The 26636-nt window shown below is 47.3% G+C and carries 24 protein-coding genes, 1 pseudogene and 1 riboswitch; of the genes and pseudogenes, 8 read left to right on the top strand and 17 right to left on the bottom strand.

What is annotated here, in order from left to right:
* Positions 1-92: 92 nt before the first annotated feature.
* The 6 genes from BLS14_RS21705 to BLS14_RS21730 all read right to left on the bottom strand — a co-directional run bounded on the left by BLS14_RS21705 (position 93) and on the right by BLS14_RS21730 (position 5125).
* Positions 93-383: a hypothetical protein gene (locus tag BLS14_RS21705; RefSeq protein ID WP_063568053.1), complete on the bottom strand. Its 291-nt coding sequence runs from the start codon at positions 381-383 to the stop codon at positions 93-95.
* Positions 384-408: 25 nt separating this feature from the next.
* A complete protein-coding gene (locus BLS14_RS21710; RefSeq protein WP_371121658.1) occupies positions 409-1272 on the bottom strand; it encodes an inositol monophosphatase family protein in 864 nt (287 codons plus the stop codon).
* 107 nt (positions 1273-1379) lie between these two features.
* The gene (gene uvsE / locus BLS14_RS21715) at positions 1380-2381 is read right to left on the bottom strand and encodes a UV DNA damage repair endonuclease UvsE (protein WP_090953921.1); all 1002 of its coding nucleotides are present in this window, start codon (positions 2379-2381) and stop codon (positions 1380-1382) included.
* Positions 2382-2537: 156 nt separating this feature from the next.
* The gene (locus BLS14_RS21720; RefSeq protein WP_053779624.1) at positions 2538-2861 is read right to left on the bottom strand and encodes a hypothetical protein; all 324 of its coding nucleotides are present in this window, start codon (positions 2859-2861) and stop codon (positions 2538-2540) included.
* Positions 2862-2892: 31 nt separating this feature from the next.
* Entirely contained in the window at positions 2893-3993 is a 1101-nt protein-coding gene (locus BLS14_RS21725; RefSeq protein WP_063568050.1) for a D-alanine--D-alanine ligase, read from the bottom strand.
* A gap of 133 nt (positions 3994-4126) precedes the next feature.
* On the bottom strand, positions 4127-5125 hold the full coding sequence (locus tag BLS14_RS21730) for an amidase domain-containing protein (protein WP_371121657.1): 999 nt from the start codon (positions 5123-5125) through the stop codon (positions 4127-4129).
* Positions 5126-5506: 381 nt separating this feature from the next.
* Here BLS14_RS21730 and acnA point away from each other — a divergent pair, with 381 nt between their 5' ends.
* Positions 5507-8221 carry an aconitate hydratase AcnA gene (gene acnA, locus BLS14_RS21735; protein ID WP_063568048.1) on the top strand — a complete coding sequence of 905 codons (2715 nt, stop codon included), beginning with the start codon at positions 5507-5509 and terminating at the stop codon, positions 8219-8221.
* Positions 8222-8334: 113 nt separating this feature from the next.
* On the opposite strand, the gene BLS14_RS21740 is transcribed toward acnA, so the two are convergent.
* The 7 genes and pseudogenes from BLS14_RS21740 to BLS14_RS21770 all read right to left on the bottom strand — a co-directional run bounded on the left by BLS14_RS21740 (position 8335) and on the right by BLS14_RS21770 (position 12846).
* Positions 8335-8649: a hypothetical protein gene (locus BLS14_RS21740; protein WP_143021571.1), complete on the bottom strand. Its 315-nt coding sequence runs from the start codon at positions 8647-8649 to the stop codon at positions 8335-8337.
* A 33-nt stretch (positions 8650-8682) separates the two neighbouring features.
* Complete coding sequence (locus tag BLS14_RS21745) at positions 8683-9081, bottom strand: hypothetical protein (RefSeq protein ID WP_079695734.1); 399 nt, start codon at positions 9079-9081, stop codon at positions 8683-8685.
* 217 nt (positions 9082-9298) lie between these two features.
* Positions 9299-9514 carry a hypothetical protein gene (locus BLS14_RS21750; protein ID WP_143021572.1) on the bottom strand — a complete coding sequence of 72 codons (216 nt, stop codon included), beginning with the start codon at positions 9512-9514 and terminating at the stop codon, positions 9299-9301.
* Positions 9515-9527: 13 nt separating this feature from the next.
* Positions 9528-10079, bottom strand: coding sequence for a VanZ family protein (locus BLS14_RS21755; protein ID WP_090953927.1), 552 nt, complete (start codon positions 10077-10079; stop codon positions 9528-9530).
* Between the two features lie 231 nt (positions 10080-10310).
* Positions 10311-10971 (bottom strand): annotated as a pseudogene (locus tag BLS14_RS21760) (M15 family metallopeptidase); the annotation flags it as partial.
* A gap of 98 nt (positions 10972-11069) precedes the next feature.
* Positions 11070-12158, bottom strand: a complete 1089-nt coding sequence (locus BLS14_RS21765; protein ID WP_063568045.1) for a HAMP domain-containing sensor histidine kinase — start codon at positions 12156-12158, stop codon at positions 11070-11072.
* Positions 12151-12846, bottom strand: a complete 696-nt coding sequence (locus BLS14_RS21770) for a response regulator transcription factor (RefSeq protein ID WP_063568044.1) — start codon at positions 12844-12846, stop codon at positions 12151-12153. The genes BLS14_RS21765 and BLS14_RS21770 overlap by 8 nt, the downstream gene beginning before the upstream one ends.
* A gap of 83 nt (positions 12847-12929) precedes the next feature.
* Between BLS14_RS21770 and BLS14_RS21775 the strand changes: the two genes are divergently transcribed.
* From BLS14_RS21775 to BLS14_RS32710, 5 genes are all read left to right on the top strand, one after another.
* Complete coding sequence (locus BLS14_RS21775) at positions 12930-13880, top strand: helix-turn-helix transcriptional regulator (protein ID WP_090953931.1); 951 nt, start codon at positions 12930-12932, stop codon at positions 13878-13880.
* A gap of 72 nt (positions 13881-13952) precedes the next feature.
* Positions 13953-14771, top strand: a complete 819-nt coding sequence (locus tag BLS14_RS21780) for a zinc ribbon domain-containing protein (protein ID WP_063568042.1) — start codon at positions 13953-13955, stop codon at positions 14769-14771.
* 542 nt (positions 14772-15313) lie between these two features.
* The gene (locus BLS14_RS32705; protein WP_161490662.1) at positions 15314-15481 is read left to right on the top strand and encodes a hypothetical protein; all 168 of its coding nucleotides are present in this window, start codon (positions 15314-15316) and stop codon (positions 15479-15481) included.
* A 203-nt stretch (positions 15482-15684) separates the two neighbouring features.
* Entirely contained in the window at positions 15685-16362 is a 678-nt protein-coding gene (locus tag BLS14_RS21785; RefSeq protein WP_143021573.1) for an aspartate/glutamate racemase family protein, read from the top strand.
* 64 nt (positions 16363-16426) lie between these two features.
* Positions 16427-16594, top strand: a complete 168-nt coding sequence (locus tag BLS14_RS32710; RefSeq protein ID WP_176854678.1) for a hypothetical protein — start codon at positions 16427-16429, stop codon at positions 16592-16594.
* Positions 16595-16710: 116 nt separating this feature from the next.
* On the opposite strand, the gene thiC is transcribed toward BLS14_RS32710, so the two are convergent.
* The 3 genes from thiC to BLS14_RS21795 all read right to left on the bottom strand — a co-directional run bounded on the left by thiC (position 16711) and on the right by BLS14_RS21795 (position 19841).
* Positions 16711-18504, bottom strand: coding sequence for a phosphomethylpyrimidine synthase ThiC (thiC, locus tag BLS14_RS21790; protein ID WP_371121659.1), 1794 nt, complete (start codon positions 18502-18504; stop codon positions 16711-16713).
* A gap of 172 nt (positions 18505-18676) precedes the next feature.
* Positions 18677-18841, bottom strand: coding sequence for a hypothetical protein (locus BLS14_RS32715; RefSeq protein ID WP_176854680.1), 165 nt, complete (start codon positions 18839-18841; stop codon positions 18677-18679).
* 25 nt (positions 18842-18866) lie between these two features.
* A riboswitch (TPP riboswitch) is annotated at positions 18867-18980 on the bottom strand.
* A 117-nt stretch (positions 18981-19097) separates the two neighbouring features.
* The gene (locus tag BLS14_RS21795) at positions 19098-19841 is read right to left on the bottom strand and encodes an IclR family transcriptional regulator (RefSeq protein WP_063568040.1); all 744 of its coding nucleotides are present in this window, start codon (positions 19839-19841) and stop codon (positions 19098-19100) included.
* Between the two features lie 358 nt (positions 19842-20199).
* On the opposite strand from BLS14_RS21795, the gene BLS14_RS21800 reads away from it, so the two are divergent.
* Both BLS14_RS21800 and BLS14_RS21805 read left to right on the top strand, forming a co-directional pair.
* Positions 20200-21228: an alpha/beta hydrolase gene (locus BLS14_RS21800; RefSeq protein WP_090953935.1), complete on the top strand. Its 1029-nt coding sequence runs from the start codon at positions 20200-20202 to the stop codon at positions 21226-21228.
* Between the two features lie 197 nt (positions 21229-21425).
* Entirely contained in the window at positions 21426-22751 is a 1326-nt protein-coding gene (locus BLS14_RS21805) for a Fe-Mn family superoxide dismutase (RefSeq protein ID WP_090953937.1), read from the top strand.
* Between the two features lie 137 nt (positions 22752-22888).
* Here BLS14_RS21805 and BLS14_RS21810 read toward each other — a convergent pair whose 3' ends face one another.
* Positions 22889-26530 (bottom strand): S-layer homology domain-containing protein, encoded by a 3642-nt coding sequence (locus tag BLS14_RS21810; protein ID WP_090953939.1) that lies wholly within the window; start codon positions 26528-26530, stop codon positions 22889-22891.
* Positions 26531-26636 lie beyond the last annotated feature (106 nt).

Here is a 26636-nt window from a genome sequence, read left to right on the forward strand (position 1 = left end):
GCTGTCGTCTCCACCCCATATCCGCACGAAAAACAGACTCCCCTAATTAGGGAAGTCTGTTATCCGTTGAGTATAGTCACGATGTTCACTCGTTAAGACTTTGATTTATTCGTGTCTCCAGAATCAGAACCATTCGTGTCCATTTCCGTTTTGTTCCCGGCAGACCGATCTAGATATCGATCGTAGCGATCGTCCACCTCACGTGCCATGTCCCGGTACTTCAACGTTTCTTCAACAATTGGGTCTCGTTCTGTCTGAATGCGCACCTCGTACTTGGGAGGAATCAGCTGACGTTCACGTTTGTCAGCATCGCCGGACTCCTCCATCTCCCCTTCAGTCAGCATATCACTCAAACGTCGTTCCAGTTCTTTGGATTCATCCATTGTTGTTCGCTCCTTCAGTAAATTTTTACTCCAAACCGGTTGCGTTTGCTTCCTTCAGCACACCTGTCAGTGCATCATGAATCTTGCCATTGCTGGCAACCACATGGCTCACCGACAGTTGGTAAGGCGTCCCCACGGTATCGGTAACCTTGCCGCCGGATTCCTCAACTAGCAGTGCACCTGCGGCGATATCCCAAGGCTTCAAACCGACTTCGGTATAAGCGCTGAGGCGCCCCGCTGCAACATATGCCAAATGCAGGGCAGCAGAACCACCTGCACGCAGACTGCGTACTTGCGGTGCCAGTGCTTGAACAGCGGCCATATTGATCGGCAACGCGTAGGTCGTATCCGCCGGGAAGCCAACTGCGATCAGGCTCTGGGCCAGTTCCTGTTCACCAGATACAAGCATCCGGTTTCCATGGACATAAGCGCCTTTTCCTTTTTCCGCAACAAACATCTCGTCACGGGAAGGATCGTAGATTACCCCCACAATCACCTCACCGTTATGAGCCAAGGCAATGGATACGGAGTAGAACGGAAAACCATGTACGAAATTAGTCGTTCCGTCCACCGGATCCACAATCCAGAGAAACTCTTCTTCCTCAGCTTCTTTCAGTGCCTTCGCTGATGCTTCCGGTCCCGGTTCCACGCCTTCTTCACCCAGAATGGCATGATGGGGAAAATGCGTCAGAATCAGGCGTCGGATCATCTGTTCCGCACCTTTATCGACTTCAGTAACGAGATCCTGCGGCGAATACTTGGTTCCGGGCTCTCCCACAGTTCCGAGACGGCTCTTGATCCACTCTCCAGCTTTAGAAGCTGCATTAATGGCGACGGCAGTATAGCTTTTGCTTGTCACGACATAAGGTGTTTTTTCCTTCTCATTCAAAGCGTTCACTCTACTTTCTATATCAATCTACGAAAAATTAAAATACTTGTTAAAAGTATACGCCCCGAGGGTCGTAAAGTTTCTCGTTGCCCAGGCCCCTTTTGGCGCTACGGATGAATGATTACCGTCGACTCGTCCACCCATTCCACACCCTCTTCGTGATAGAATGCTAGTTTCTGCATCAACTGCACCAGAGCTTCATCCTTGCGTTTGGCCTCAATCATCACATCAAGAGCGGGCGTATCTGCTGCAATATGACGTAAAAAAGCGAGCATCGGCTCCACCTCAACACCATCAGCATGACCACGCAGGTCCTTCTCACTCTTTGGACTGGAGACGTGAATTTTGGGCGGCAACGGCTTGTCTGCCGGAGAATCCGCTTGAGCAAGCGAAGACTCCCAAGTCTTCAATATATCCGGCCAGAGATCCCATGGCTGTTCGCCTTCATTGTTCACCCATTGATGGTGGATATCCAGCACCATGGGCAGCCCCATACGTTGACATACCGAGAGGGTCTCGGGAGCATTGAACGTTTTGTCATCATTTTCGAGCGTCATCCGTTCCTGAATATCCCGATCCAGCTTCAGAAAATTTTCTTCAAAACGCAGCGCTGCACTAGGCTTGTCCCCGTATGCACCACCAATATGTATATTGTTCTTGGCAGTGGCATTCAGCCCCATGGCATCCAGCATCCGTACATGATGGCGAAGGTCGCGCATGGAGTTGCGCAGCACTTCCTCCCGAGGTGTGCTGAGTACCGTAAAATGATCCGGGTGGAAAGACACACGCATCTCGTTCTCCTTCACAAAATCGCCAATCGCGGCAAAATCCTGCTTAAGCGCGGGAAACGGGTCCCAATCACTGAGATCCTCATGCGTTGCTAGCGGAATTAATTTGGAAGAGAAACGATATACATGAATATGGCTTCCTTTGTTGTGTCTGAGCAAACGTAATGTATTATGCAAATTCTCGGCTGCAATCCGTTCAAGCTTGCGAATTGCTGCTTCCCTATCATCAATTTTCTTAAAGCTGGACATAGTCATCGTCCGGGAAGGTGAAGCATTCTCCACAAGCACGGACATCGCCACATAACCAAAACGTACGAGCATGAATTTCTTCCTCTCTATTAGGGCGGGATTCCTTCCCGGTATATGAAGCCGGCAGTCTTCCCTTCACTTTATATAACCAAGTTTTACCCTAAAAGAGTGACCATAATCGTGATTTGGACAAATCCGTCCATTCAATCCCGGTCCACATGTAACAAACTACCCCTGTGCCTGTTCACCAAAGAACATCTCGTCCGCGAGAGCAGTCTGAATGCGTGATTCTTCCTCGTTCAGTTTACGGATCAATTGCATCTCCACTTCGGTCACTTCTTGACCCTGGAAGTTAATCTCAGCAATGGAGACTACGATTTTTACGATGGCTACGGCCACGTTATCCGGTGTGTAAGCAATGACTTTCTGTCCGGTAGGAAATACACGAAAGCCTTGTTTGACCATTTTGCCACGGCCGTATTCAAGCAATTCAAACAGCTCTTGTTCATTCTTGAACTTGCACACGGAATTGAATTCGGTCTGAAATCCCATTCATACCCCTCCTTATAATGTCGTCCTTAGGCTATGCCTGTACGCCATTCTCATAGTTCAGCGCCTGCTTGCGGTTGTAGCGTTCCAAAGCCAGCTCAATCATGCGATCCAGCAGTTCGGCATACGATACGCCCGTTTCACGCCACAAGAGCGGGTACATGCTGTATGGTGTGAAACCAGGCATGGTGTTTACTTCATTAATAAGCAATGCCCCATCCGATTTGCGAATGAAGAAGTCTGCACGGGAAATGCCATTGCCTTCAATCGCACGGAATGCCTGCAATGCGGCCTCACGAATGCGATCTGCGGCTTCCGGGTCGAGCGGAGCAGGGATCAGCATCTGAGACTGTCCATCGATGTATTTGGCTGCATAGTCATAATATTCACCGGAAGATACGATTTCTCCTGGTACAGAAGCCATCGGTTCGTCATTTCCAAGTACACTCACTTCAACTTCTCGAGCCTCTACAAACTCCTCAATGACTACCTTGGTATCGTAACGGAGAGCGAACTCCACTGCTTTCTTCAATTCATCCCGGTTACGCGCCTTCGAGATTCCTACGCTGGAACCGAGATTGGCCGGCTTAATGAAACACGGATAGCCCAGTTGATCTTCCACCTGCAAGATCATTTCATGTTCGGTCTGTTTCCATTGAGTAGCGTTAAAATACGTAAAGGCACATTGGTCGATTCCGGCCTGCGCGAACAGTTTCTTCATGACCACTTTGTCCATGCCGCCTGCCGAAGCGAGTACACCTGCGCCAACATAAGGCATATCCGCCATCTCGAACATCCCTTGAATCGTGCCATCCTCACCAAACGTACCGTGCAGCAGCGGGAACATGACGTCCATCGCCTCTTCTCCGCCATATAAACGGCCGAACAGCGCGTTCAGCGCTTCCTGTGTTCCGCCCGCCGCCTGCTCCAGCTTCAAATCTTCAATCTGCGCGAATGGCGCATGCATGACGGATCCTTTTTTCCACGTACCTTGCTTGGAGATATAAAAAGGAACCAGTTCATACTTCTCATAATCAAATGCGTTCGTTACAGCAAACGCCGTTTGCAGCGACACCTCATGCTCGCCTGACTTTCCGCCGTAAACGACGCCTACTGTTAATTTATCCATACTCATGTGTAACCTCCGATTATCTGTGCAATGATGCTGCCATGTCTGCATGTTCAGCACCACTTTTATTCTGTTATCTAGACTTATTTTACACGGAACCGGATGTCCACGTCACCGAATCCCGTAAAATCTTTGACCATCAAAACTCATCTGCAATGTGAAAAAGCCGGTACACCGTCCGCTCGTTCCAAGCGTAAGAATCCCGGTAATCCCAAAAACGGTGGCGGCTGCTGACTGTATGTGCGTTCACAAGTGGCATGCCCCCCGCATCAAAAGCGGTCACAACCGTACTGTGCTGAAACCTGCCGTCCCCGTCCCAGTCATAGAGGACTACATCTCCAAGCATTAGCTGCTCTGGACGATCCACTTCGGTTGCTGACAATCCCCAGCTGCTGCCAGATAAATAACGCTCCAGACTATTGGACACGGCCCAGCTGTAACTCCACATTTCAGAGCCATTTACATAGCCTTTGTACCACCATCCTGCTTCTCTTTTACCAGTATAGTGGATGGGTGCTCCCCCTGCAAAGAGACATTGGGACACATAATTGGTGCAATCTACTTCGAATTCCTCAAATGCCGGGTTTCCCGCATTCCACCACCGGTCCGCATAGGCGACAGCCAGATCCCTGCGATACAGCTGCTGCTTCGATCTCCTACCCTGTCCCAGTACTTCTCGGTTAAGCAGCGGCCGATTCATCGCCTGTACAAAATCAGCTTGTTGAAAAGGACGGCCCTCTCCTACCGGGCGACGCTCCGGCACTTCACGTTCTACACGTGCAATGGTCCAAACTCCACCTTGCCTAAGAAAGGTCAGGCGTTCCCGTTCAATCCGGTCTTCCCGATGGGTCAAACCATTCTTCTCATAGAACAGCCTGCTGTACAATTGCACATCGACGACCGATTCATCGGACCCATCCATAAGTGTCCGCACAAGCTTGGCGCTGGTCTCACTGCGAAGAGGCACCGCCCGCCGCTTGCGGTACCATTGGTCCAGTCTGGCCATCCGCTCTCCCCGTTCCAGCACAAATTCCGGATCGGTGACAATCCGTTCGCTTGTCTGTGGACGGTAGTCGATCTCACAGCGATTATACTGGTTCACGTAGGTATATAAGGCACTCTTCCATTCGCGTTCCAAGCCTGTGTCCCCCTTTGGCATGAGTTCTGTCCGGAATGATCCATTGCATGAAAACTCTTTTTTATTTATATGAGAGAATTTCGGTTGTATGTGTCTGGTTCTGTTTTGAAGACTTATTATCGGGGATAATGCGTACGGAAGAGATCGCGTCCATTCCCTTTACTTGAGAACGCATTCAATCTCTCAATGGCTTGGCTGGACAGGCAAAAAGCCCTTTACGTACGGAGTTGAAAACGGTATACTTAAAACTAAAGTTACGATTATGAAATTACGTTTCACCTAATGAAACTAACGAACAAGGACACGGAACGATGAAGGCCTGTTCTTCACCTAAATGAACGTTTTCTTCATCTCACCGACACATTTTAAGGAGGTACATGTATGTCAGCCAAGAATCATTTCTCCGCGGCCCGCAGTCTTGAGGTCGGAGGCAAGTCTTATCGCTACTACAGTTTAGATGCTCTTCAGGAAGGCGGCTACGGCGACCTTTCCAAGCTCCCTTTCTCCATTAAAGTGCTGCTCGAAGCAGCTATTCGTCAATTCGACGGACGTGCTATTACCGAAGAACATGTAAAACAACTGACCGGCTGGGCAGAAGGCCGTGACAATAACAAAGAAATTCCATTTATCCCTGCACGTATCGTTCTGCAGGATTTCACTGGTGTACCCGTGGTCGTTGACCTTGCAGCAATGCGCGATACCGTGAAAAAAGCAGGCGGCGATCCAAAACAGATCAATCCACTCGTTCCCGTCGATCTCGTTATCGACCACTCCGTTATGGTTGATGCGTTCGGAACGAACGATGCACTCGACTACAACATCAAGGTTGAATTCGAGCGTAACGAAGAGCGTTACCGCTTCTTGCGCTGGGCACAAACGGCATTCAACAACTTCCGTGCAGTTCCACCATCCACAGGGATTGTTCACCAAGTTAACTTGGAGTACTTGGCTTCCGTGGCTGCAACCAAAACCATTGATGGCGAAACTGTTGTATTCCCGGATTCCCTCGTAGGAACGGACTCCCACACCACCATGATCAACGGACTCGGCGTTGTTGGTTGGGGTGTTGGCGGGATCGAGGCTGAAGCAGGTATGCTGGGCCAACCGCTTTATTTTGTAACACCGGACGTTATCGGTTTCAAATTGACAGGTAGCCTGAGCGAAGGCTCAACGGCAACGGATCTGGCACTCACAGTTACTCAAATGCTGCGTAAAAAAGGCGTTGTCGGTAAATTTGTCGAGTTCTACGGACCGGGTCTTAGCAACATCAGCCTGGCTGACCGTGCAACGGTAGCCAACATGGCACCAGAGTACGGCGCAACAATTGGTTTCTTCCCTGTTGATAGCGAAACACTGAACTATATGCGTAATACCGGCCGTACCGACGAACAGGTGGATCTGGTTGAAGCTTATTATAAAGCTCAGAACATGTTCCGTACTGCTGATACGGTTGATCCTGAATTTACAGATGTGATCGAACTTGACCTGGCATCCGTTGTACCAAGTCTCGCGGGACCTAAGCGTCCACAAGATCGCATCGAGTTGACTCAAATGAAGGATAGCTTCAACAGTATCATCCGTACGCCGATCGACAAAGGCGGTTACGGACTGAGCGACGAAAAAATTGCAGAAAAAGTACCTGTGAAACACCCGAACGGTTCCACTAGCGAACTGTCTGCTGGTGCTGTCGTTATCGCGGCAATCACAAGCTGCACCAACACATCCAACCCTAGCGTTATGGTCGGAGCGGGTCTACTTGCGAAAAAAGCCGTTGAACGTGGTCTGACTAAGCCTGGCTACGTGAAAAGCAGCTTGACTCCGGGTTCCCTCGTTGTTACCGAGTATCTGGAAAAAGCAGGTCTGATCGAATATCTCGACAAACTCGGATTCAACGTTGCCGGCTATGGTTGCGCAACTTGCATCGGTAACTCTGGCCCACTGCCAGACGAAGTAAGCGAAGCAATCTCCGAGAACGATTTGACGGTAGCGGCTGTATTGTCCGGTAACCGTAACTTTGAAGGTCGTGTGCACGCGCAAGTCAAAGCCAACTATCTGGCTTCTCCGCCACTCGTTGTGGCGTATGCTCTCGCGGGTACCGTTAATATTGATTTTGCAACCGATCCCATCGGTTATGATACCAACAACGAGCCTGTATTCCTGAAAGACCTCTGGCCTAGCTCCGAGGAAATCAAGGATACCATCGCTAGCTCGCTGAACGCACAGATGTTCCGCAACAAATACGAGAACGTATTTACAGCTAACGAACGTTGGAATACGATCCCTGTACCGGAAGGCGAATTGTATGAGTGGGATCCAAACTCCACGTACATTCAGAATCCACCATTCTTCCAGGAGCTTGGCGACAAGTTGACTGATATCGCAGATATTCGTTCCGCACGTGTTATGGCATTGCTTGCTGACTCCGTAACAACGGATCACATCTCGCCAGCGGGTAATATCGCACCATCCAGTCCGGCTGGACTGTACCTGAAAGAACATGGCGTAGAACGCAAAGACTTCAACTCATACGGCTCCCGTCGTGGTAACCATGAAGTTATGATGCGTGGTACGTTTGCCAACATTCGTATCCGTAACCAAGTAGCTCCAGGTACTGAGGGTGGTATTACGAAATACCTGCCAACGGACGAAGAAATGTCCATCTACGATGCTTCCATGAAGTATCAGGACGAAGGACAGAACCTGATCGTTATCGCAGGTAAAGAGTATGGTACAGGAAGCTCGCGTGACTGGGCGGCAAAAGGAACATTCCTGCTTGGCGTCAAAGCCGTTATCGCAGAAAGCTTCGAGCGTATTCACCGCAGTAACCTGGTGGGCATGGGCGTAATGCCATTGCAATTCCAGGAAGGTCACGGCTGGTCCAGCCTCGGTCTGAACGGTCGTGAAACGTATGACATCACAGGTCTGAGCAATGATGTGAAACCAGGACAAGAACTGACGGTTACCGTAACTCGTGAGGACGGCACCAAGTTCGACTTCCCTGTCATCGCTCGTCTGGACAGCATGGTGGACGTGGACTACTACCATAACGGCGGTATCCTGCAAACCGTATTGCGTCAAATGATGAAAAAATCTTAATCGCATTTATAATTAATGCAGTTAAGTTGTACAAAAAGCTCCCCGCCACGTGCGCTCTGCACGGTGACGGGGAGCTTTTTTTGATTTTCCCATTTTTAATAATCGATATATGTTTAAAAATCAATCTTCAATCCAACTTCCGAATCATCAGGTGGCGCAGGAATGCGATATACACCTCTGCAGTTTAATTTTTCCATGTTTATCCAGTCCATGAAATCATCCCCTCCGTAACTACGGCCAAAAACAGCATATTCTAAATTGCCCTCATAATTAATAGATTCAATATATTCTGTGAACGGATGTTTCCCCTCTATACTCTGCAAAAAATCAGAAAATTCAATTCTCCACTCTTCTATCTGCTCTGCATATTGATCGGGAACATAATAATAGAAACCATCTGGCGTATAGTGTGAAATCTTCATTATCAATTTACATACCTCCTTTCATCTATGAATAGTAGTTTAAAGCTTCAATATTTCCATACCTTCTTTCAGCTGTTCCGATACAGCCGTATAATATTCGATGCCATTGGCAAGTTCCTGTTTGGTCTTATGTACGAGGTAATATGAGTATTTTTGCATCAGTTCAGGCCCAGTTAACTCAATCGGTAAGTGAATGATTTCAATTTCATTAGAGTTAAAATGGTACCGATAGCCTCTCTCCGATCGTCCAACATTCATTACCGTTTTTATGACCAATAACTCATCGCGTGTAAAGGTTTTTATCAAGTCTGATCTTTTCTGTTCTAAATCACGCACAAATTCTTCACCTTGCTGATTACGCTCAGCTTCAGCAATTTCACTTTCAATGTCCATGATCGCTTTCATTCTTCCTGCGAGTTGTTTAGCCAATGAATACAATATATGTCCTCCTTGTAAGGATGTGGGTTAATAAAATGTATCATCTCTACTCTACCTCATTAGCGATTCAGCTCGCAAACTGCGTCATCATTTATACAAACTTACTCCACCCACCCTATCTGGCAGATATAAAAGCTCCCCACCACGTACTCAGCACGCGATGGGGAGCTTCTCTTATTAATATACCAAAGGCTATGTAACGCCTCTACACTTCCTTTTAATGTCCAATGTAATGAGATGCTTGATCCAGGGATTGCAGTATGGCCATGACCACAAACAGAAAGGACATTATGACCAGTGAGTACCCAATCCATCTGGAGGTAATTTGATTGTTGTTGGTTCCATCCTCCGACGAAGAATGAGTAACATAACGTGGACTAACGATAAATACAATTCCTGTGCCAATCATTAAAGCAGCCAAGAAAATCATCAAATGCTCCCCCTCCTTACACGCGACTCTGATTGGAATTATACTCTTTTCTGGTAGTGCGAGCTGCTCCACCTATGATTATCCGTTTCAGACCGATAAGCAGGCTGTACAGAACATAACCAACCATTCCACCAAAGGTGTTCAACATAAGATCATCCACGTCGAATATGCCCATGCCCGTCAATAGCTGTGTCGCTTCAAAAGCAAAACTTAAGAGCAAGGAAAGTACGAGTACCTTGGCCCCTGACAACAGCTTGTTCCCCATCAGCACTGGAATGAAAATACCCAGTGGGATAAAGGCCATAACATTGCCCAGCAGATGTATTGCGGTACCCGGACGATGTAACGACAGGCTATGCCAGTCTCTTGAGATTTCCTGAAATGGCGTCAGGTTAACGGTTCGCGTATGAATCAGATCCGGCTGTTGCGCGATCGCCATAAGTTGAACCCTCACAATGTCCCAATCCACCGTATGCCCTTTGAATAATATCAGCTTGGTTAGCAGATAGAGATAGACGATCAATGCCGCGACCCATATCAACTTCATGTTGAACTCCTTTGGTTTCATATATGAACCTCCATGTATTTCTAGTTGTTTATTCCTCCACCGTCACGACAACTCCCTTCATGTTGTCTCCCGATATCTCATATTGACCATGCTCAGGTATATTAATGGTTTCATCTTTGGATGCATCGTAATAACGTATAAGATACTGCTCGTCCCCGACTTCAGCGGAAATACTCTTTTTCTGCTGTAGCAGCTCCAAATATTGCTCCAGCACCAGATGATTATGATACATGATGGCGCTGTGCGGCAATCCCACATACCGGAAATGCCATGGTTCGAATTGGATGCCGGTGATGTCCACTTTATCCTTCGGATAACGCAAGATGAATCCGAATTTCCATGCATTCTTTTCCAGCCAGGCTCCTTCCGGTGCTTCACTCATAGCAGCCAGCGTAGAGCCGATATCCATAGACAAGCCCAGGTTATGTTCACTATGACCTGCGGGAAGCGCATAGTCCGATCCCTTTTGCTCATAAAGCTGTTCTTGCTTCGTAAAGTCCCGATAGCCACTGCTGATGATGAAATATCGTACGTCATCTTTCCCAGCAGCTTCAACCATCTTCTGGAATGCTTGCGCTACGTACTTTGACAACATAATGTTATTATCCAGCAATCCGTATCCACGGATCAGTTCTTGTTGTTCAGCCAGATTAACAATATCGGTTCTAATCCCCTCCGCATGCACGGGATACTCCGAATTGACCAGCAATAAATTCCCTTTATGTACTTGATTCTGCATATCCACGTTAATTATTTTGGTATATCCTGCACGAATTTCACCCGTATCCTGAACTTCCAGATTCGCCTCTTCCTTCTGCTCAAACAGTGCAGGTGACTTGGAAAAGATATATCCCAGTACAATGATACATATCAAAAATCCCCACTTTTTCATTCCATGCTCCTCCTTTACCTCGTAATTCAAGGATAGAGAAAACTAGTTAAAAAAAAGCAGGGCAATTCTAAAGTTTTTCTTAAATTCAGCCTTTTACTTCATTCTAATGCAGGCAATCGCACTTCAAATACGGTCCGTACGATATCACTTTGGGCCGAAATGGACCCATCATGCTGCTCCACAATATTTTTGGCGATAAACAGGCCCAGACCTGTTCCACCTTCCTGAGGTGTCCGCGCACGATCTCCGGTATAGTACATATCGAAAATATGAGGCAGATCATCCGGATGAATATGTCCCCCGTAATTCATGATCTGAATAATAACCTGTCCTGCATCACGGTGTCCGTTGATATCCACATAAAGACCATCTGTACCGTGTCGCGCTGCATTAATCAACAGGTTCTCAAACACGCGTGCAAGCACCTCACCATCGCCAGAAATGGTTAACTCGGAATCGATATGCAGTCGGGTGACCAGGCGGTTCTTTTCAAAAACAGGGTAGAGCTCTTCGTTCATCTGCCTTAGCAGTTCACTAAGATCAAGCCTCTTTTTCTCAATCGGCAACATGCCATAGTTCATTCGTGTAATCTCGAACAAATCATCGATCAGTTTCTCAAGACGTTGAGACTTGGTAAAAGCAATCGCTGTAAAGTGCCTGACCTGCTCCTCCGTCAGCTGATCATCCTTCATCAACAGATCCAGATAACCCAATACTGATGTTAAAGGGGTACGCAAATCATGCGCCAAGTTTACAACCAGCTGGTCCCTGCTGCTCTCCGCAAAATCTCCCCGTTCTACCGCCTCCCTCAGTTTAAGACTCGCCAGATTGATATCCTCTGCAATCGCGCCCAACTCGTCCTTCGTCGAAATTTGCACACGGTGCTGGAAATCACCACTCGCGAGTTGCCGGATACCTGTGGAAATATTTTTGAAGTAGGTAACATACGGCTTGGTAAACCAGAAGAAAAACAGGATCGCAAGCGGTATGAACAAGATGAGGAAAAAGTAAATATCCCCTATACTTCTCATAAAATGACGATATTCTGCTAACTGATCCTCCGCACGCACACCAGTGTAATAGTATTGCATCACTTTATATACCCCAAAGGTAATCGCGCCAGATGCCAGCATGCTTAAACCAAGCAACAGAATCATGGTCGTTCGAAAACTTCTGCGTTTATTCATTGAACGTGTACCCCACACCCCATATCGTTTTGATAAACTTGTTCTTGTCCACATCTTCGCCCAGCTTTTTGCGCAGGGTCCGAATATGAACCATCACGGTATTGCCGCTCTCATAATAAGCCTCTCCCCACACTTGTTCAAAGATGCTTTCCGCACTGAACACCTGTTTGGGATGACTTGCGAGCAGATACAGGATGTCAAACTCCTTCGGTGTTAACTCTACTGGCTTGCCGTATAGGGTAACGCTATGTTGATCTGGCGAGATAATGAGCCCGCCTTTCTCCAGAATGGAGCGCTGGACCGGTACAGACTGGCTAAATTGAAGGGAACGGCGCAGTTGGGAATTGACCCGGGCGACCAGTTCCATCGGGTTAAATGGTTTTGTCATGTAATCGTCCGCGCCCATCACGAGCCCGGTGATTTTATCCATATCCGAGGTTTTGGCACTCAGAAAAATGATAGGCAGGTGATACTGCTCCCGAATTTTGCGGGTCACCTCATATCCGTCCATACCCGGCATCATAATATCCAAAATGGCCAAATCTATTGCTTGTGTCTGAACGGCTTGAACCGCCGCTTTCCCATCGAATGCCTTGATGATGTGATATCCTTCTTTTTGCAAGTGCAATGCAACCAGATCAGCGATCTCAACTTCATCATCTGCGATCAAAATCGTAATACGCTTCATTGCTTATTCCACTCCTATATGTGATGCTCAACAATATAACATATCTGAATCCAACTTATAAATGATTGAAGGGAATCCAATATATGAAACTGGACCGTTTATTAGCCATTGTTGTGCTGTTAATCAATCGTGGCCGGGTGCAGGCCAAGGATCTGGCGGATACGTTTGAAGTATCCATCCGCACCATCTACAGGGATATAGACACCCTGGGTCAGGCGGGTATTCCTGTCGTCACCTATCAGGGTGCAAGCGGTGGTATTGGCCTGGCAGAGGGCTATCGTCTTGACCGAAATGTACTGACCGACAAGGATCTGGCCTCCATTGTCACTGCGCTGCGCAGTGTCTCCACCTCCCATACGAATGTAGCACGGGATCTGTTGATGGAGAAACTCAGCAGCATCGTACCTGAAGCCAAAAATGAGGACTTCCAGGCCAATACCAGCCGCTTCATTGTGGATTATTCGATGTGGACGCATCCCGAAGAGCTGCAAATCAAACTTCAGCTTATTGAACAGGGCATGGATCAACTACGGCCCATTACATTTACCTATTGTAGTGCAGAAGGTACTCAAACTCATAGAACGACCGACCCGCATACTCTTGTGCTCAAAAAGCATTCCTGGTACCTCTATGCGTTCTGTCACGAACGAAACGATTTCCGCATGTTCAAGCTGGTCCGCATGCGAGATGTCGTCCTTGCCCAAGGAAGCTTCGAACGCAAGCCGATCAACCTGCAGGACAGGCCCTGGCAGCAAGAGTGGGCAACTCCGGATAATAAAGTGGCCCTGAGCCTGAGATTCCATGCTCGTATCCGTCACATCGCAGAGGAATGGTTTGGCATAGAGAACGTCGTTTCGGATGGTGAGGGGTATTATATCAGCCAAGTCGCATTCCCGGAGGACAACTGGTTGTATGGGTTCATTCTTGGATTTGGCGCGGATGTTGAAGTGCTGGAGCCTCTACATATTCGGGAAGAGATTCATAGAATTGCTGAACAAATTGTGCAAAATTATAAAGCTCCGCCCATAACCTGACAGACAGGTGTCCAGTTCCTCCCGTTATACTTCTACTATATTCAAGCTGTACATAACGAGGAGGAATTGCTGATGAACGTCACAGTATGCCAGAGCTGCGGAATGCCACTTACTACCCCTGCTCAATTCGGAACAGAAACGGATGGTACTACAACCCGCGAATACTGTATCTATTGTTATAAAGAAGGCCAGTTCGAGCAGCCCGATATTACGCTGGAGGGCATGATTGAAATGTGCACCGCCATCTTGAATCAGGAAGGTATGGACGAGGAATCAGCAAGGGCAATGCTGCGCAACCAACTTCCTTTTTTGAAAAGATGGAATGCATCCGGCTCAGAACGGAACGTGGCATTTGGGGTAGAACATTCGGATGAGTCCGTTGAATTTAATCAAGGAACTCACGACAATCGGCTTTCCACAGAGCCCATTCGGTATGTCACGCTGCCAGGGAAGCGCCTTGCAGGTGTGTCCGCCAGAACAACCAATGCCATTGAGATGAGTGGCAAAGGCTGTATTCAGGGACTCTGGAACAGCTACTTCGCCTCAGATCATCAGCCTGCCCCTGAAGCCGCCCGCTTTGGCTGTTACGCTGATTATACAGATGGTATAAATGGAGAATACACCATATTGGTGGGTCATGAGGTGGGTCCGGATGAAGCGTTGCCTGAGGGAGTGAGTTCCGTTGAGCTGCCACCTGCAACATATGCGGTGTTCACCTCTAGAAAGGGCCCGATGGCCGAGGTCGTAGGTGAGGCCTGGGGTGCGGTGTGGGCCTGGAACAATCAGGGGGAACGCACGTTTACCGGGGACTTCGAATTATATGATGAACGAAGTCTGGATCCTGAGAATGTACAAGTAGATCTATATATCGCTGTTCGCCAAGAAAAATAAGAAAAAAGTGATTATGGTCATTTCTTAATTCCAATTGGACCGTTTCGATCTATATCTCAGCAATGGAATAACGCTCACGGATTTATGCACAATGCTGTTAGGCTGTCAGGTTTTCCTGGCGGCTTTTTGGCATTCCGCCTTTGTCTGTCCGTTCAAAATTGCTCTAATATGCACCCGACAACCGACCATGGTACCAAGTTAGCTAGCTTGCGTCGTACCTATACAACCAGACAATATGTCTTAATTTCGACACAATTGGCATTCCCAAAACTGGGTCTATTCACTTAACGACCGCTTCTATCCTCCCATACAAAACCTCACATATGCGGTCCTTTCCTCCTGAATTTACTTAAAAACGTTTACATCTCCTGAATACGGGGTAAAATCACTACAATCCAATTGGAATTACACCTTAAGTTGCCTATTTCGTCTAACAAGTCACATATACCTATTTGCGTAACAGAGACGATACCCCGTCGGAATACATAACCTATTAATAATCACATATGCATATTCGAAAATGCATTAAAGGAGGAACCAAGATGATCCGCATGCCTATTCAGCAAATGATCCCGTACCACCACCAATATCCGCGCAACACGGCGACCACTGCTCCCAAAAAGGAGAATGAGAACACTCAAGGTCTATCCTTTCATGAAATTTTGCAACAAAAAATGGCTAAAAAGAATGCTGCCCCTTCTATGCGATAAATGAAATGATGAGCGAATTGAGAATCGCTTACGTGGTTCGCACCGTTCCTCTGCGAAGTTGTGGATGAACGGTTATTCGCGTTTTCACGATAAATGTTGCTACCTCAATTATTTTAAATATGTACAGTCTATTGTCACAATCTCTATAATGGGTTAAAAATCTTCGAACTTATATGAGACATAATCCATTTCAGGGGGATAGTATGATGATGACCATTGGCTGTTTTCACGCTCACTATTCTAATATTGCACTAACTGAAGAAGCACTCGCTCCTTATGAGGTTGAACTTGTACATTATGTCGATCCGGGTCTGGATCGCCTCAAACATGATGATGATTTCAGCGAAGCAGTTACGCATGAGAAAGTATCACAGACGCTGCAATGGATCGCCCACTGTCATGCAGATGCCATCCTCGTCACCTGTACCCTGTTTGCAGCCGTACTTGAGCAGGAGGCACAGCATGTTCCCGTGCCCGTGATTGGAATTGATGATCCATTACTTCAGGAAATACAGCAGAATCCTGGCGAGTATATCCTAGCGTTTACCAACCCCGCAACGATTGAAGGAACGATGGCGCGGGTGAATCTGGCTTTGCAGCAAGATGATAAGGATGAGCAGCGAAACGGGATCGAAGCAGTATTGATCCCGGGCACATTCGAGTTAATTATGCGAGGCGATAAGGAAAGTTATCTTGCAGCAGTGAGCACCGGATTACAGCAAATTGCTGAGCAGTATCCAGATAGCACTGTCGTAGCCGCTCAACTGTCGATGGCTCCCGCAGCAGCACGGGTCACATCAGATACAGGCATGGCGATCTATAGCCCGCTGGCATCGCTAGCGGCTTATTTGGAGAAGAAGTTGAGCTTGAAGCGGTGTTAGACTTTGAATCCGAGACGTAAGCCATTCAAACCATCTACATCTACAATTGACGGGAGGAATAAGCGTGCGTTTTCTTTATGTTGTTATATTATTTGTAGTTGGATTTGCCTGTTCGGCATTTTTACATGGAAGTAATCTCAAACTCAGTGATGCACTGTTATTTGTTATTGCGGGGATTTTATATAAAATGTGGAACAAGAAAAATCAAGAAACTCATACTGATGAGAACTGATTGTTCAGATGATTGTACACATACAAGAAATTAGAAAAAAGCTGTTCCTCTCCTCAATCACGGAGAAGAACAGCTTTTCACCATGTCAGGCTGCCCAGATTGCGCTGTAACGACGCCTAAGAGCGAGTCCGGTATTCCTCAGCCTTTTCCTGCATGCCCGCAGCCACGGCCTCATTTTCGGACAAACCTTTGTCTGCGGCAAAGGTACGAATATCCTGCGTAATGCGCATGCTGCAAAATTTCGGACCGCACATGGAGCAGAAATGGGCTTCCTTAGCCCCTTCTGCCGGCAACGTCTCATCATGGTAGGACAGCGCACGTTCCGGGTCCAGTGACAGGTTGAACTGATCCCTCCAGCGGAACTCAAACCGTGCCTTGGACAGCGCATCGTCCCGCCGCTGGGCACGTGGGTGACCTTTCGCCAGATCAGCGGCATGAGCAGCGATCTTGTAGGCGATAACGCCTTCCCGCACATCATCCTTATTGGGCAGGCCCAGATGTTCTTTTGGCGTAACATAACAGAGCATCGACGTGCCGAACCAACCGATCATCGACGCCCCAATCGCCGAGGTAATATGGTCATATCCTGGAGCGATATCGGTCGTCAGCGGCCCCAGTGTATAGAACGGCGCCTCTTTACATATCTCCATTTGCAGATCGACATTCTCCTTGATCTTGTGCATCGGCACATGCCCCGGACCTTCAATCATCACCTGCACATCATGCTTCCAAGCGATTTGTGTTAGTTCTCCAAGCGTAGCCAGTTCCGCCATCTGGGCTTCATCATTGGCATCATAGATGCTTCCTGGGCGCAGTCCGTCTCCGAGCGAGAACGCCACATCATACCTTTTCATAATCTCGCAGATTTCTTCAAAATGGGTATACAAAAAATTCTCTTGATGATGCGCAAGGCACCATGCTGCCATGATGGACCCGCCCCGTGACACAATGCCCGTCATACGTTTGGCGGTCAGCGGAATATATCGCAGCAGCACACCTGCATGGATCGTAAAATAGTCCACACCCTGCTCTGCCTGTTCTATGAGCGTGTCACGATACAACTCCCATGTCAGTGCTTCTGCTTCGCCATTGACCTTCTCCAGCGCCTGATAGAGCGGTACTGTTCCAATCGGTACAGGTGAATTGCGGATGATCCATTCGCGGGTCGTATGAATGTCCTTGCCTGTGGAAAGATCCATCACCGTATCCGATCCCCAGCGTACGGCCCAAGTCATCTTCTCCACCTCCTCCTCGATGGAGGAGGATACCGCAGAGTTTCCGATGTTCGCATTGATCTTCACATGAAAATGACGCCCGATCAGCATCGGCTCACTCTCTGGGTGATTAATATTCGACGGCAGGATGGCCCTGCCACTCGCCAGCTCCTGCCGCACAAACTCCGGCTCCACACCCTCACGAATGGCGGCGAACTCCATCTCCGGCGTGATCATTCCCTGCCGTGCATAATGCATCTGAGTCACACTGCGCCCTGCCTGTCCACGTAATGGTTTAGCATGCAAGCCAGGATACTTCTCGGCTCCAGTTCGCTTCCCTCCTGGTTTCAATCCGTTATCCTCCGGTTTTACCGTTCGTCCCTGGTAGGCTTCAACATCTTCACGCTCCGTAATCCAGCGGGTACGCAGCGCCGGCAGCCCTGCCCGGATATCGGCATGAAATCCAGGATCGGTCATTGGTCCGCTCGTATCGTAAACACGCAGCGGTTCGTTATGCTCCACTCCTTGGGGAGTATTGGTGTCATGAAGGGCAATTTCACGCTCCGGTACTGCAATGTCCGGTCGTGAGCCATGAATGTATACTTTGCGGCTGCCCGGGAAGGGCTGAACCCGTCCTGCCGTACCTTTTTCCTTTGCCAACTGCTGATCCTGCTTGTCCTGCTTGTCCTGTCCCATCATTCGGTTTCCTGTGCTCATCGCTCTTGTCTCCTCCTCATTAGTGATTGCCTGGATTGAAATGCTTGCTCACGGGTCCAAATCATCCACAACATAGAAAAAGGAAGAGCGACCATACCACACAAAATAGGGACATACACTTCAATTAATACAGACAGTCGAAGCAAAAGGTTTACACCCAATGCTCGCCAATGGCACCCAGCCCTTTATCCAAAAGCAGATCTGACACCAGCTTCCGCCTGTTTACTGTATAAAAAAAGCCGGTTCCCAAGGGAACCGGCTTATGTCCATCACCAATAACATACCTTATAGAGACTCCATAACGGAGTCCATCCATAGGTCACATTATACGGTGTTCGTGGTCGTATCGCCGATTACTTCCCTACGCTGGTATGATCCAGATCAGGTGCAAAGGGTCCAGAATCTCATGCGATTCCGTCTCAGTCCGGACAATTCGGACTCCCCCAGTAACGTTAACAAGTTGCAGCATTTAAGCCGCAAATTCATATTCAATTGCTGACCCTGTTGGGCCGTCCATTACAGAGTAGCGCAACCGAATCATAAAAACAACCTTTATATTCCAGAACATAAAATCAGGATAACATAAGTCCCATCTGTGTAGCAGCTTCCTTCAGTACAGGTGCATATTCATGCAACGTCTCCTGCGAAAGGCGACTAACAGGCCCGGATACCGACAGAGCAGCAGCGATGTTGCCTTTCCGATCCATGATGGGTACAGATACAGCCGCTGCTCCCGGTTCACGCTCCTCATAACTTGTTGCGTAGCCGTATTCCAGAATGTCTTTCATCTGGGCCAAATATACTTTGGGATCGATAAATACCGGCCATTCAGGTCCATTCATCAGATCTTCGCGGTCCTCTTCGGTGGCAAAAGCCATCAGCACTTTGCTGGATGCTCCCACGGATAACGGAAGTCTGACGCCCACCGGAGCTACACGACGAATCGCCTGATCACTCTGCACGGCTTGAATTCGAATCCGCTCACTGCCATCACGCAGATATAAACTCACGGTTTCGCCCAGTCGATCTCTCAGCCGCTCCATCGCGGGAAGGAGCAAAATGGCAGGATCATCGCTGCGAGACATATGGGCAGACAGTTCCCAGATACGTATGCCCAGTCGATACTTCTCGGTTGCTGCATCCCGGATCACAAACCCCTTGTCCTCCAAAGTAGCCATCAGACGATGGACTGTACTTTTGTGCAGACCGATCTGGCTCGCAATTTCCGTGAGCCCCAGATCACTGCGGGTTGTAAAACACAATAATATATCCAGCGCCCGTTCTACAGCCCGGACGGTTAACTTTCGGTCTTCCATGGCAAGTTGCCCTCCTCATGTTTCATCACATGAAACTTGGTTACATAAATTATATGAGAAACGGTCTCATCTGTAAACCAAAAAGCGCCATTTGGAATAGGGATATTTGTAAATATTTTCTTTTTATAAATTAGAATCCCCTGCAATTTGCACCCTAAGGAAATGTTACCCATATATCTTCAAAACTATATAACAATTGCGTAACAAATGGCCTCAATCAATTGACTTTGACTATATTGGAACATACGATAAAGATATATTAAATTAAGATTTTGCTTCATATGTAGTCAGAAAAATCATTTATCCGCTCTGTTCGTCTCGTTGTTATCTTCATTTGATTTTTAAAGGAGGGGCAATCATGTATCCGACATCCCAGAGCGAAGCCCCGCTGCAAACGAAAGTGTCAGATCTGCCTTCTTCGTTATCACCGAGGCTGATCCGGTTCAAACATATTGTCGTGGCGTTGTTGCTCTCCGTTGTATTTTTTCTGCTCTTTTGTTTCATTGCACTACACGGTTATATTGCTTGGGTATTATCCAATCCAACTGTAGCGCCTGTATTCTCCAATCCCATGCAGGCGAAGAACATGAAGTATCAAGACATCACGTTCCCGGCAGCAGACGGCAGTCGAACGATGCAGGGTTGGTATATTCCGGCTGATGATAATGCAAACAAAACCATCATATTCAGCCATGGATATGGTGCGAATCGTGAAGAGACCTGGGTACCGATGTATGATCTGGCCCATTATGCTCACCAACTTGGCTTCAATGTGGTGATGTTCGATTACGGTTTCGCTTCACAGGTGAACAAAGCTGTTGCCACAGGCGGCAAAGCCGAGTCCCAGCAGCTGCTTGGTGCTATCCAGTTTGCGAAGCAGCGCGGAGCTCAGGAGCTTGTCGTATGGGGTTTCTCCATGGGTGCAGGTACAGCCCTGCAGACTGGGCTGATTACCAAAGATGTGGATGCTATGATTCTGGACAGCACGTTCCTGCTTGAGCCGGATACGCTGTATCACAACATCCATAATCAGATTGATCTTCCGCGGCAGCCTACGCTGGAGATTATGAACCTGCTGTTCCCGATTCTGAACGGGACCGGATTGCAGCAAATTCCATATCAAGAAGTGAAAAAAGAAGATTATCCTTTCCCGATTTTCTTCATCCATGGTACCGAGGATGAGAAAGCTCCTTACCCGATTGCGGAGCTGCTTGCCGGCAACCAAACCAATCCGAATTCCGATGAATGGATTGTGGACGGTGCGCATCATGAGCTGATCTTCCGGGAGCATCCGAAGGAATATCTGCGCCGTGTCTCCACATTCCTGAGTCATGTGACCAAGACGAGCAGCGATGATGTGGAAAATACGAATAACAGAGAATCGTGAAAATCCGGTAATTCAAGAGCCCCTAGGGGCTCTTTTTTTTGTGTATACATAGGACAACATGTCTGGAGAATATACTTTTGGGATGTAATTAAAGACAGCTCTACCTTGTACAATACAAAATTGAGCGAACCGGGGAAGCAATTCGTTTCTGCTACTGGATCTGAATTCAAATTCATCTGAACGGAGGTATACCGCTTATGAATTGGTATGGATATGGGCATCTGCTGCCTCTGCGGGTACTCGAAGAAGTCCGTTTCTGGAAAGAGCAAGAGAAGGAACATACGATTGTCATTCGTGCCTTGGTTCCTGATCTTGAACCCTCATATGTCAAATGGCTTGCGGAATGGGAAGCGATTTTTGAGAATAGCGAACGAGTCGCGAATCAGCTGTTGAAGCAAATACTGCCGGGAACCCAACCGCCTGCTCCTTACATCATCCGCTGTATTGAACAGCTCGTGGCTGCGGCCTGCACACAATCGCGTGAGTTCATTAGACAGCTGTACGTCCTGCTGGAGCAAAGTACTGCTGTTCAGCAGGTGCCGATTGCCAAAGTGGTTATTCTGCATTTCATACGTGAATCGGAGTATTTCCTGGGGGTACTTGAAACGCTGAAACAATCTGGAGCTTTGCGAGATTTGGTGTCTGATCCATCTTTTTCACTGGACCATATTCTTCAAACCTCGGAACAACCGGCTGATCCCAACGTACAAGTTGCTTCAACGCCCGTATCTGAACAAGCCTATCGTGAAGCTGTAGAAGAATCGTCCAATGCTGCGGGAAAAATCAATAACTCCACTCCAGCGGTACAGGCACAATCTTCAGCGACTGCTGTAAAGACTCCCAATACAAATGCCGAGGGTACAACCAGCTCTTCAGCAGCGCCAGTCAAAGAGAAACCTGTACCTATTGGCGGACACACACTGCCACCCCTACCCTATGCCTACAATGCGCTGGAACCACATATCGACGAGATGACGATGCGTATACACCATGACAAACACCATCAATCCTACGTAGACGGACTGAACACCGCGGAGAAAAAGCTGGCAGAATCGCGGAAAAAGAATAATTTTGAACTCGTTAAACATTGGGAACGCGAACTCGCATTTAATGGTGCAGGCCATTACCTGCATACGATCTTCTGGACAATTATGAACCCTAAAGGTGGAGGTAAGCCTTCCGGTATGCTCGCAGAGCAGATCAAGCGGGATTTTGGCAGCTATGAAGCGTTCAAGAATCAATTCACTGAAGCGGCCAACAAAGTGGAAGGCAGTGGCTGGTCCATGCTGGTCTGGAGCCCGCGGGCGCACAGATTGGAGATTTTACAGGCGGAGAAACATCAGAACCTGTCCCAGTCCGACATCGTGCCTCTCCTGCCACTTGATGTATGGGAACACGCCTACTATCTGAAACACCAGAATGAACGCAAAAAATATATCGAGGATTGGTGGAAGGTTGTGTACTGGCCAGCTGTGGCGGAACGTTACGAAACTGCGCGCAAGCTCTTATGGCCGCCTTATTAGTATTCTCGGGCTAAGCATAGCATCGGGGAGTACTCTGGAGCGCATTGAATCCATGGTTCAATAATTTGATGTAAAAAAAGAGATATCTCCAGCCAAATGACTGAAAGATATCTCTCTTTGAGTTTGAATACAACTATTTACTTGCGGATAGAAGCTGCCTCAATCGCTTCATAAGCCCAATGTGTGGCGGGTACATCCGACCACTGTCCTACCGCATTCGTTTCAGCTTGAAAACCGATCAGCTTATTCAGCATTGTAACAGCTTCAGCGCGGGTGATCGGCTGGCTTGGACGGAACGTGCCATCCTTGTATCCGGTAACTACACCCGCCGAACTTAATTGTTCTACTGCTTGTTGCGCCCAATGCTCGTTTACATCGGTAAATGCTGTCGGAGCAGTAGTCATCTGATCAGATGTTAATAACGGCTGTAACAGGACAGCTATTTCCGCGCGAGTAATCGCTTGATCCGGCTTGAAGCTGCCATCTGTATAGCCTTGAACATAACCGGATTGAGCTGCTGCTGAGATAGCCGCATCTGCCCAGTGACTGGATGTAACATCTGTAAATTCATGACTTCCCTCAAGAGTCGATGTTCCCAGAATACGCGTGATTAATGTTGCCATTTCCGCACGAGTTACGTTACGCTCTGGTCGGAAACTGCTATCCATGTACCCCTGAATATACGGTCGTGCTTTCAATGTGTTGTCTGTCCAGTCTTTGACCTTAACAATGGAGAATGTACTGAACTTGTTTACTTCAATCTCGACGCCTTGCTGATGATTACCGTTTAGGGTAACCTTTTTGCCGTGCACAAGCTCCTTCGTCCCATCACTATGCTCAATATATACACCTAGCTCCTCAGATTTCACACCTGCAACCTGATTAGCATCCAAAGGCAATATGAGTGTAACAGGTCTGCTCTGGAGATTCGTTTCGATTGTCATTGGACGTCCGATGATCTGGATATCCGTTGTACCTACAGATTGGATGATCGATTCATTCGCCTGTGCTCTCGTTTGGATCTCTAAACGTTGGGTTTCCTTCTTCACCGGTACTAGACGGAAATAAATATTATCTGTGCGTCCGTTCAAGGAACTCGCCGGAATGATAATCTTCACATTAGGATTGGAAATAACCAGATCCACCCCTTGCTCAGCCAGCATTGCTGACGATTGTGGAGAGAGGTTCAGATCCCACTGCGATACTTCATCTTTTGCGTCTGGAATCAAGACAACCGCTGTGCGGGAGCCTGTCTGTTTCAATTGGTTGATAATGGTTTGCGTTCTACTCTGATCAAGAAGAAGTTCATCCTTAATCGTACCATCTGTTCCTCGAGTACGTTGAATCTCCAAGGAAGCGATCGTTGAAGATTGATCCCCATTCGCTACATCCACTTTGATTACTTCTTTCTGTGGAGCTTGTGGAGTTGTTGGCGTTACAGGAGTAGGAGTAATAACTCCCCCACCTCCCCCATTACCTGGCGTTTCTGGATTGGATGGAGTTATGTTAATCTTCACTGAATTAGAAATTCCATATTCGGATACGCCATCTTCATATACAGCTCTAACAGCGAAAATATATTTTTCGCCTTCTCTAAGATCATTAATTTCCCAACTATTATTCAAAATATTAGAAGTAACAAGTACCCATTGTGAAGGATCTACTGGTGCTGACGAACCTTCGTACATATAGACCGAAGCTGATCCGTTCATGATTAGATCCCAAGTTAACGTAACCTTTTTCTCACCTTTTGTTGCCACTACATGCTGTGGTGCAGGAAAGTTCGGGTCTGGGTCTGGATCTGGATTAGATCCACCACCATTATTATTCTCCTCTTGCGGGATCACCACGTTAGATGCAACATAATCTGAATTTTCTTCATCGGAAGCATATGATCTAACTGCAAACACATAAGATTCACCATTCGTCAGCCCACCGATATGTCCATCGATGTAACTGTCCGTCACATTTGTCCACAGATCCGGATCCTTTGGTGCCTCCGTACCTTGGTACATATACACGCGATATTCTAATTCTGGCTCTGTAATCCATTCAATGGCAGCCTGACCATCACCAGGTGTAGCCACTACGTTTTGTGGAAGAGGCGTTGAGTTTGCAAGTGTTTCATATCCCCGACCTCCCATGTCCCAGAGCTGACCATTCGTATCTTCTACCGCCAGGAACATTCGGTACAAGGTGTTCTCTTCCAGTCCTGTAAACAAGAACGAGCTTACTTCATTAGCTTCTAGATCAACATAAGATAGATTAGCTAAGGCATGTAATTTAGTATCTTCATCCGACTGCCACCCAATTTCTTCATCAAACAATTGATTGTCAAAATAAAATCTACCAGCTTCATTAAGCTTCACTATAACTTTAGATGTGGACTGAGTAATTGTTCCGCTTGTAGGATATGGATACAAATAATCTATTGTCCGATCAGGCAGAGGTGGAGTCGGCGCAGTCATAAGCTTGGATGAACGCAAGATCGGATACCCATCATTGATCCTGTTACGAGTTGTCCAAACTTCAGCGAAATCCCATCCATTGAAATTAGATTGTTGTTTCATCTGTTCGGTAAGAACTCCCACTGCGTAGATCGAATTGCTCTGCTGGCTAGTATTACTTTTGTTCAAATCATAATAATTACTTGAGAAGCTTACTTCACCTTCTGGATCATCGAAAGAACCTATGAATGACCCTATGGTCTGCTCATCAATCGGTGAGGATGAATTATCAGGATCAGTAATATCTATAGACGCAGCTACATAATTATTTTGAATATCTATTTTTGCGGAGGCTGATTCATCATATTTTTTCACTTCACCAATCAGTCCGCCAATGGCTTCAGCAGAAAAATCATTATTCCCTGTAGCATGAGATCTCACTGAACCAACCACATAATTGTCTGCAATGGTATGGCTAAGTTCATAATTAAGTTGGCCAATCAAACCGCCTACCTGGTAGTTACCCGTTACCTGTCCTGAAGCGTAGCTTTGTTGAATGAAATTATCATTCGACTCTCCGATCAGTCCACCTATAGCCTCATAACCATTCACTGTACCTTCAGCAGCATTTGCAATGATTGTGCCCTTATTACTTTCTCCAAAAAGTCCCCCGAGTGAGTCGCTATCCTCACCTAAGGCAATTACCGCAACATTAGTGCTGTTATTTATATATTCACTTCCGTCCGATAAACCTGAAATACCGCCTACTCTCATATTCCCTTTTATGTTTCCACTGATATGCACGCCTTCAATGCGTGACTCTCTAATACCTCCTGCAAGCCCACCTACCATCGCATCACCTGTAAAGGATACATTATTTAATATAAGATTTTTAACCTCAGCACCTTGTAATCCGTAGAATAACCCCACAGAATTCTGACTTTCATCCGTCGTTTTCAAACCGGAGATTGAATAACCATTCCCATCGAACCTGCCTGTAAAAGGCATAAGCTCATCTTCTATCATGTCAGCAATTGGAGTCCAAGATCCTCCGTTCAAAAACGTGCTCATGGCTGCTTCAGAAATATCATTCTTCAACTTGTAATTACCGTTTAAGTCTTCTCTTACGCAATAGAGCTCTTCAGGCGTACGAATGAGCTTCCATTCAACATCATCAGAATCTTTTTCCGTTAGATCATAGCAACTCTTGGCCTGTACGACACCTTGTTGAAATACAACTGGCAGCATTCCAAAGACCATAAAGAATGTTAATATCACAATCCCTATTCGTCTCAGGAGCCTGGAGCGCTTCTGGTGATCCTTTTTTCGCATGTTCGAATCTTCCCTTCTCTTTCTGTTGTAGGAAGATTATACCTATCAGCTCTGAACCGATTCTGAACATTGATCGGCATTTTTCGTGAAAATATGCCTTTTCTCG

Origin of the sequence: Paenibacillus sp. OK060, assembly GCF_900101205.1 — a bacterium.
Taxonomy (GTDB): Bacteria; Bacillota; Bacilli; order Paenibacillales; family Paenibacillaceae; genus Paenibacillus; species Paenibacillus marchantiae.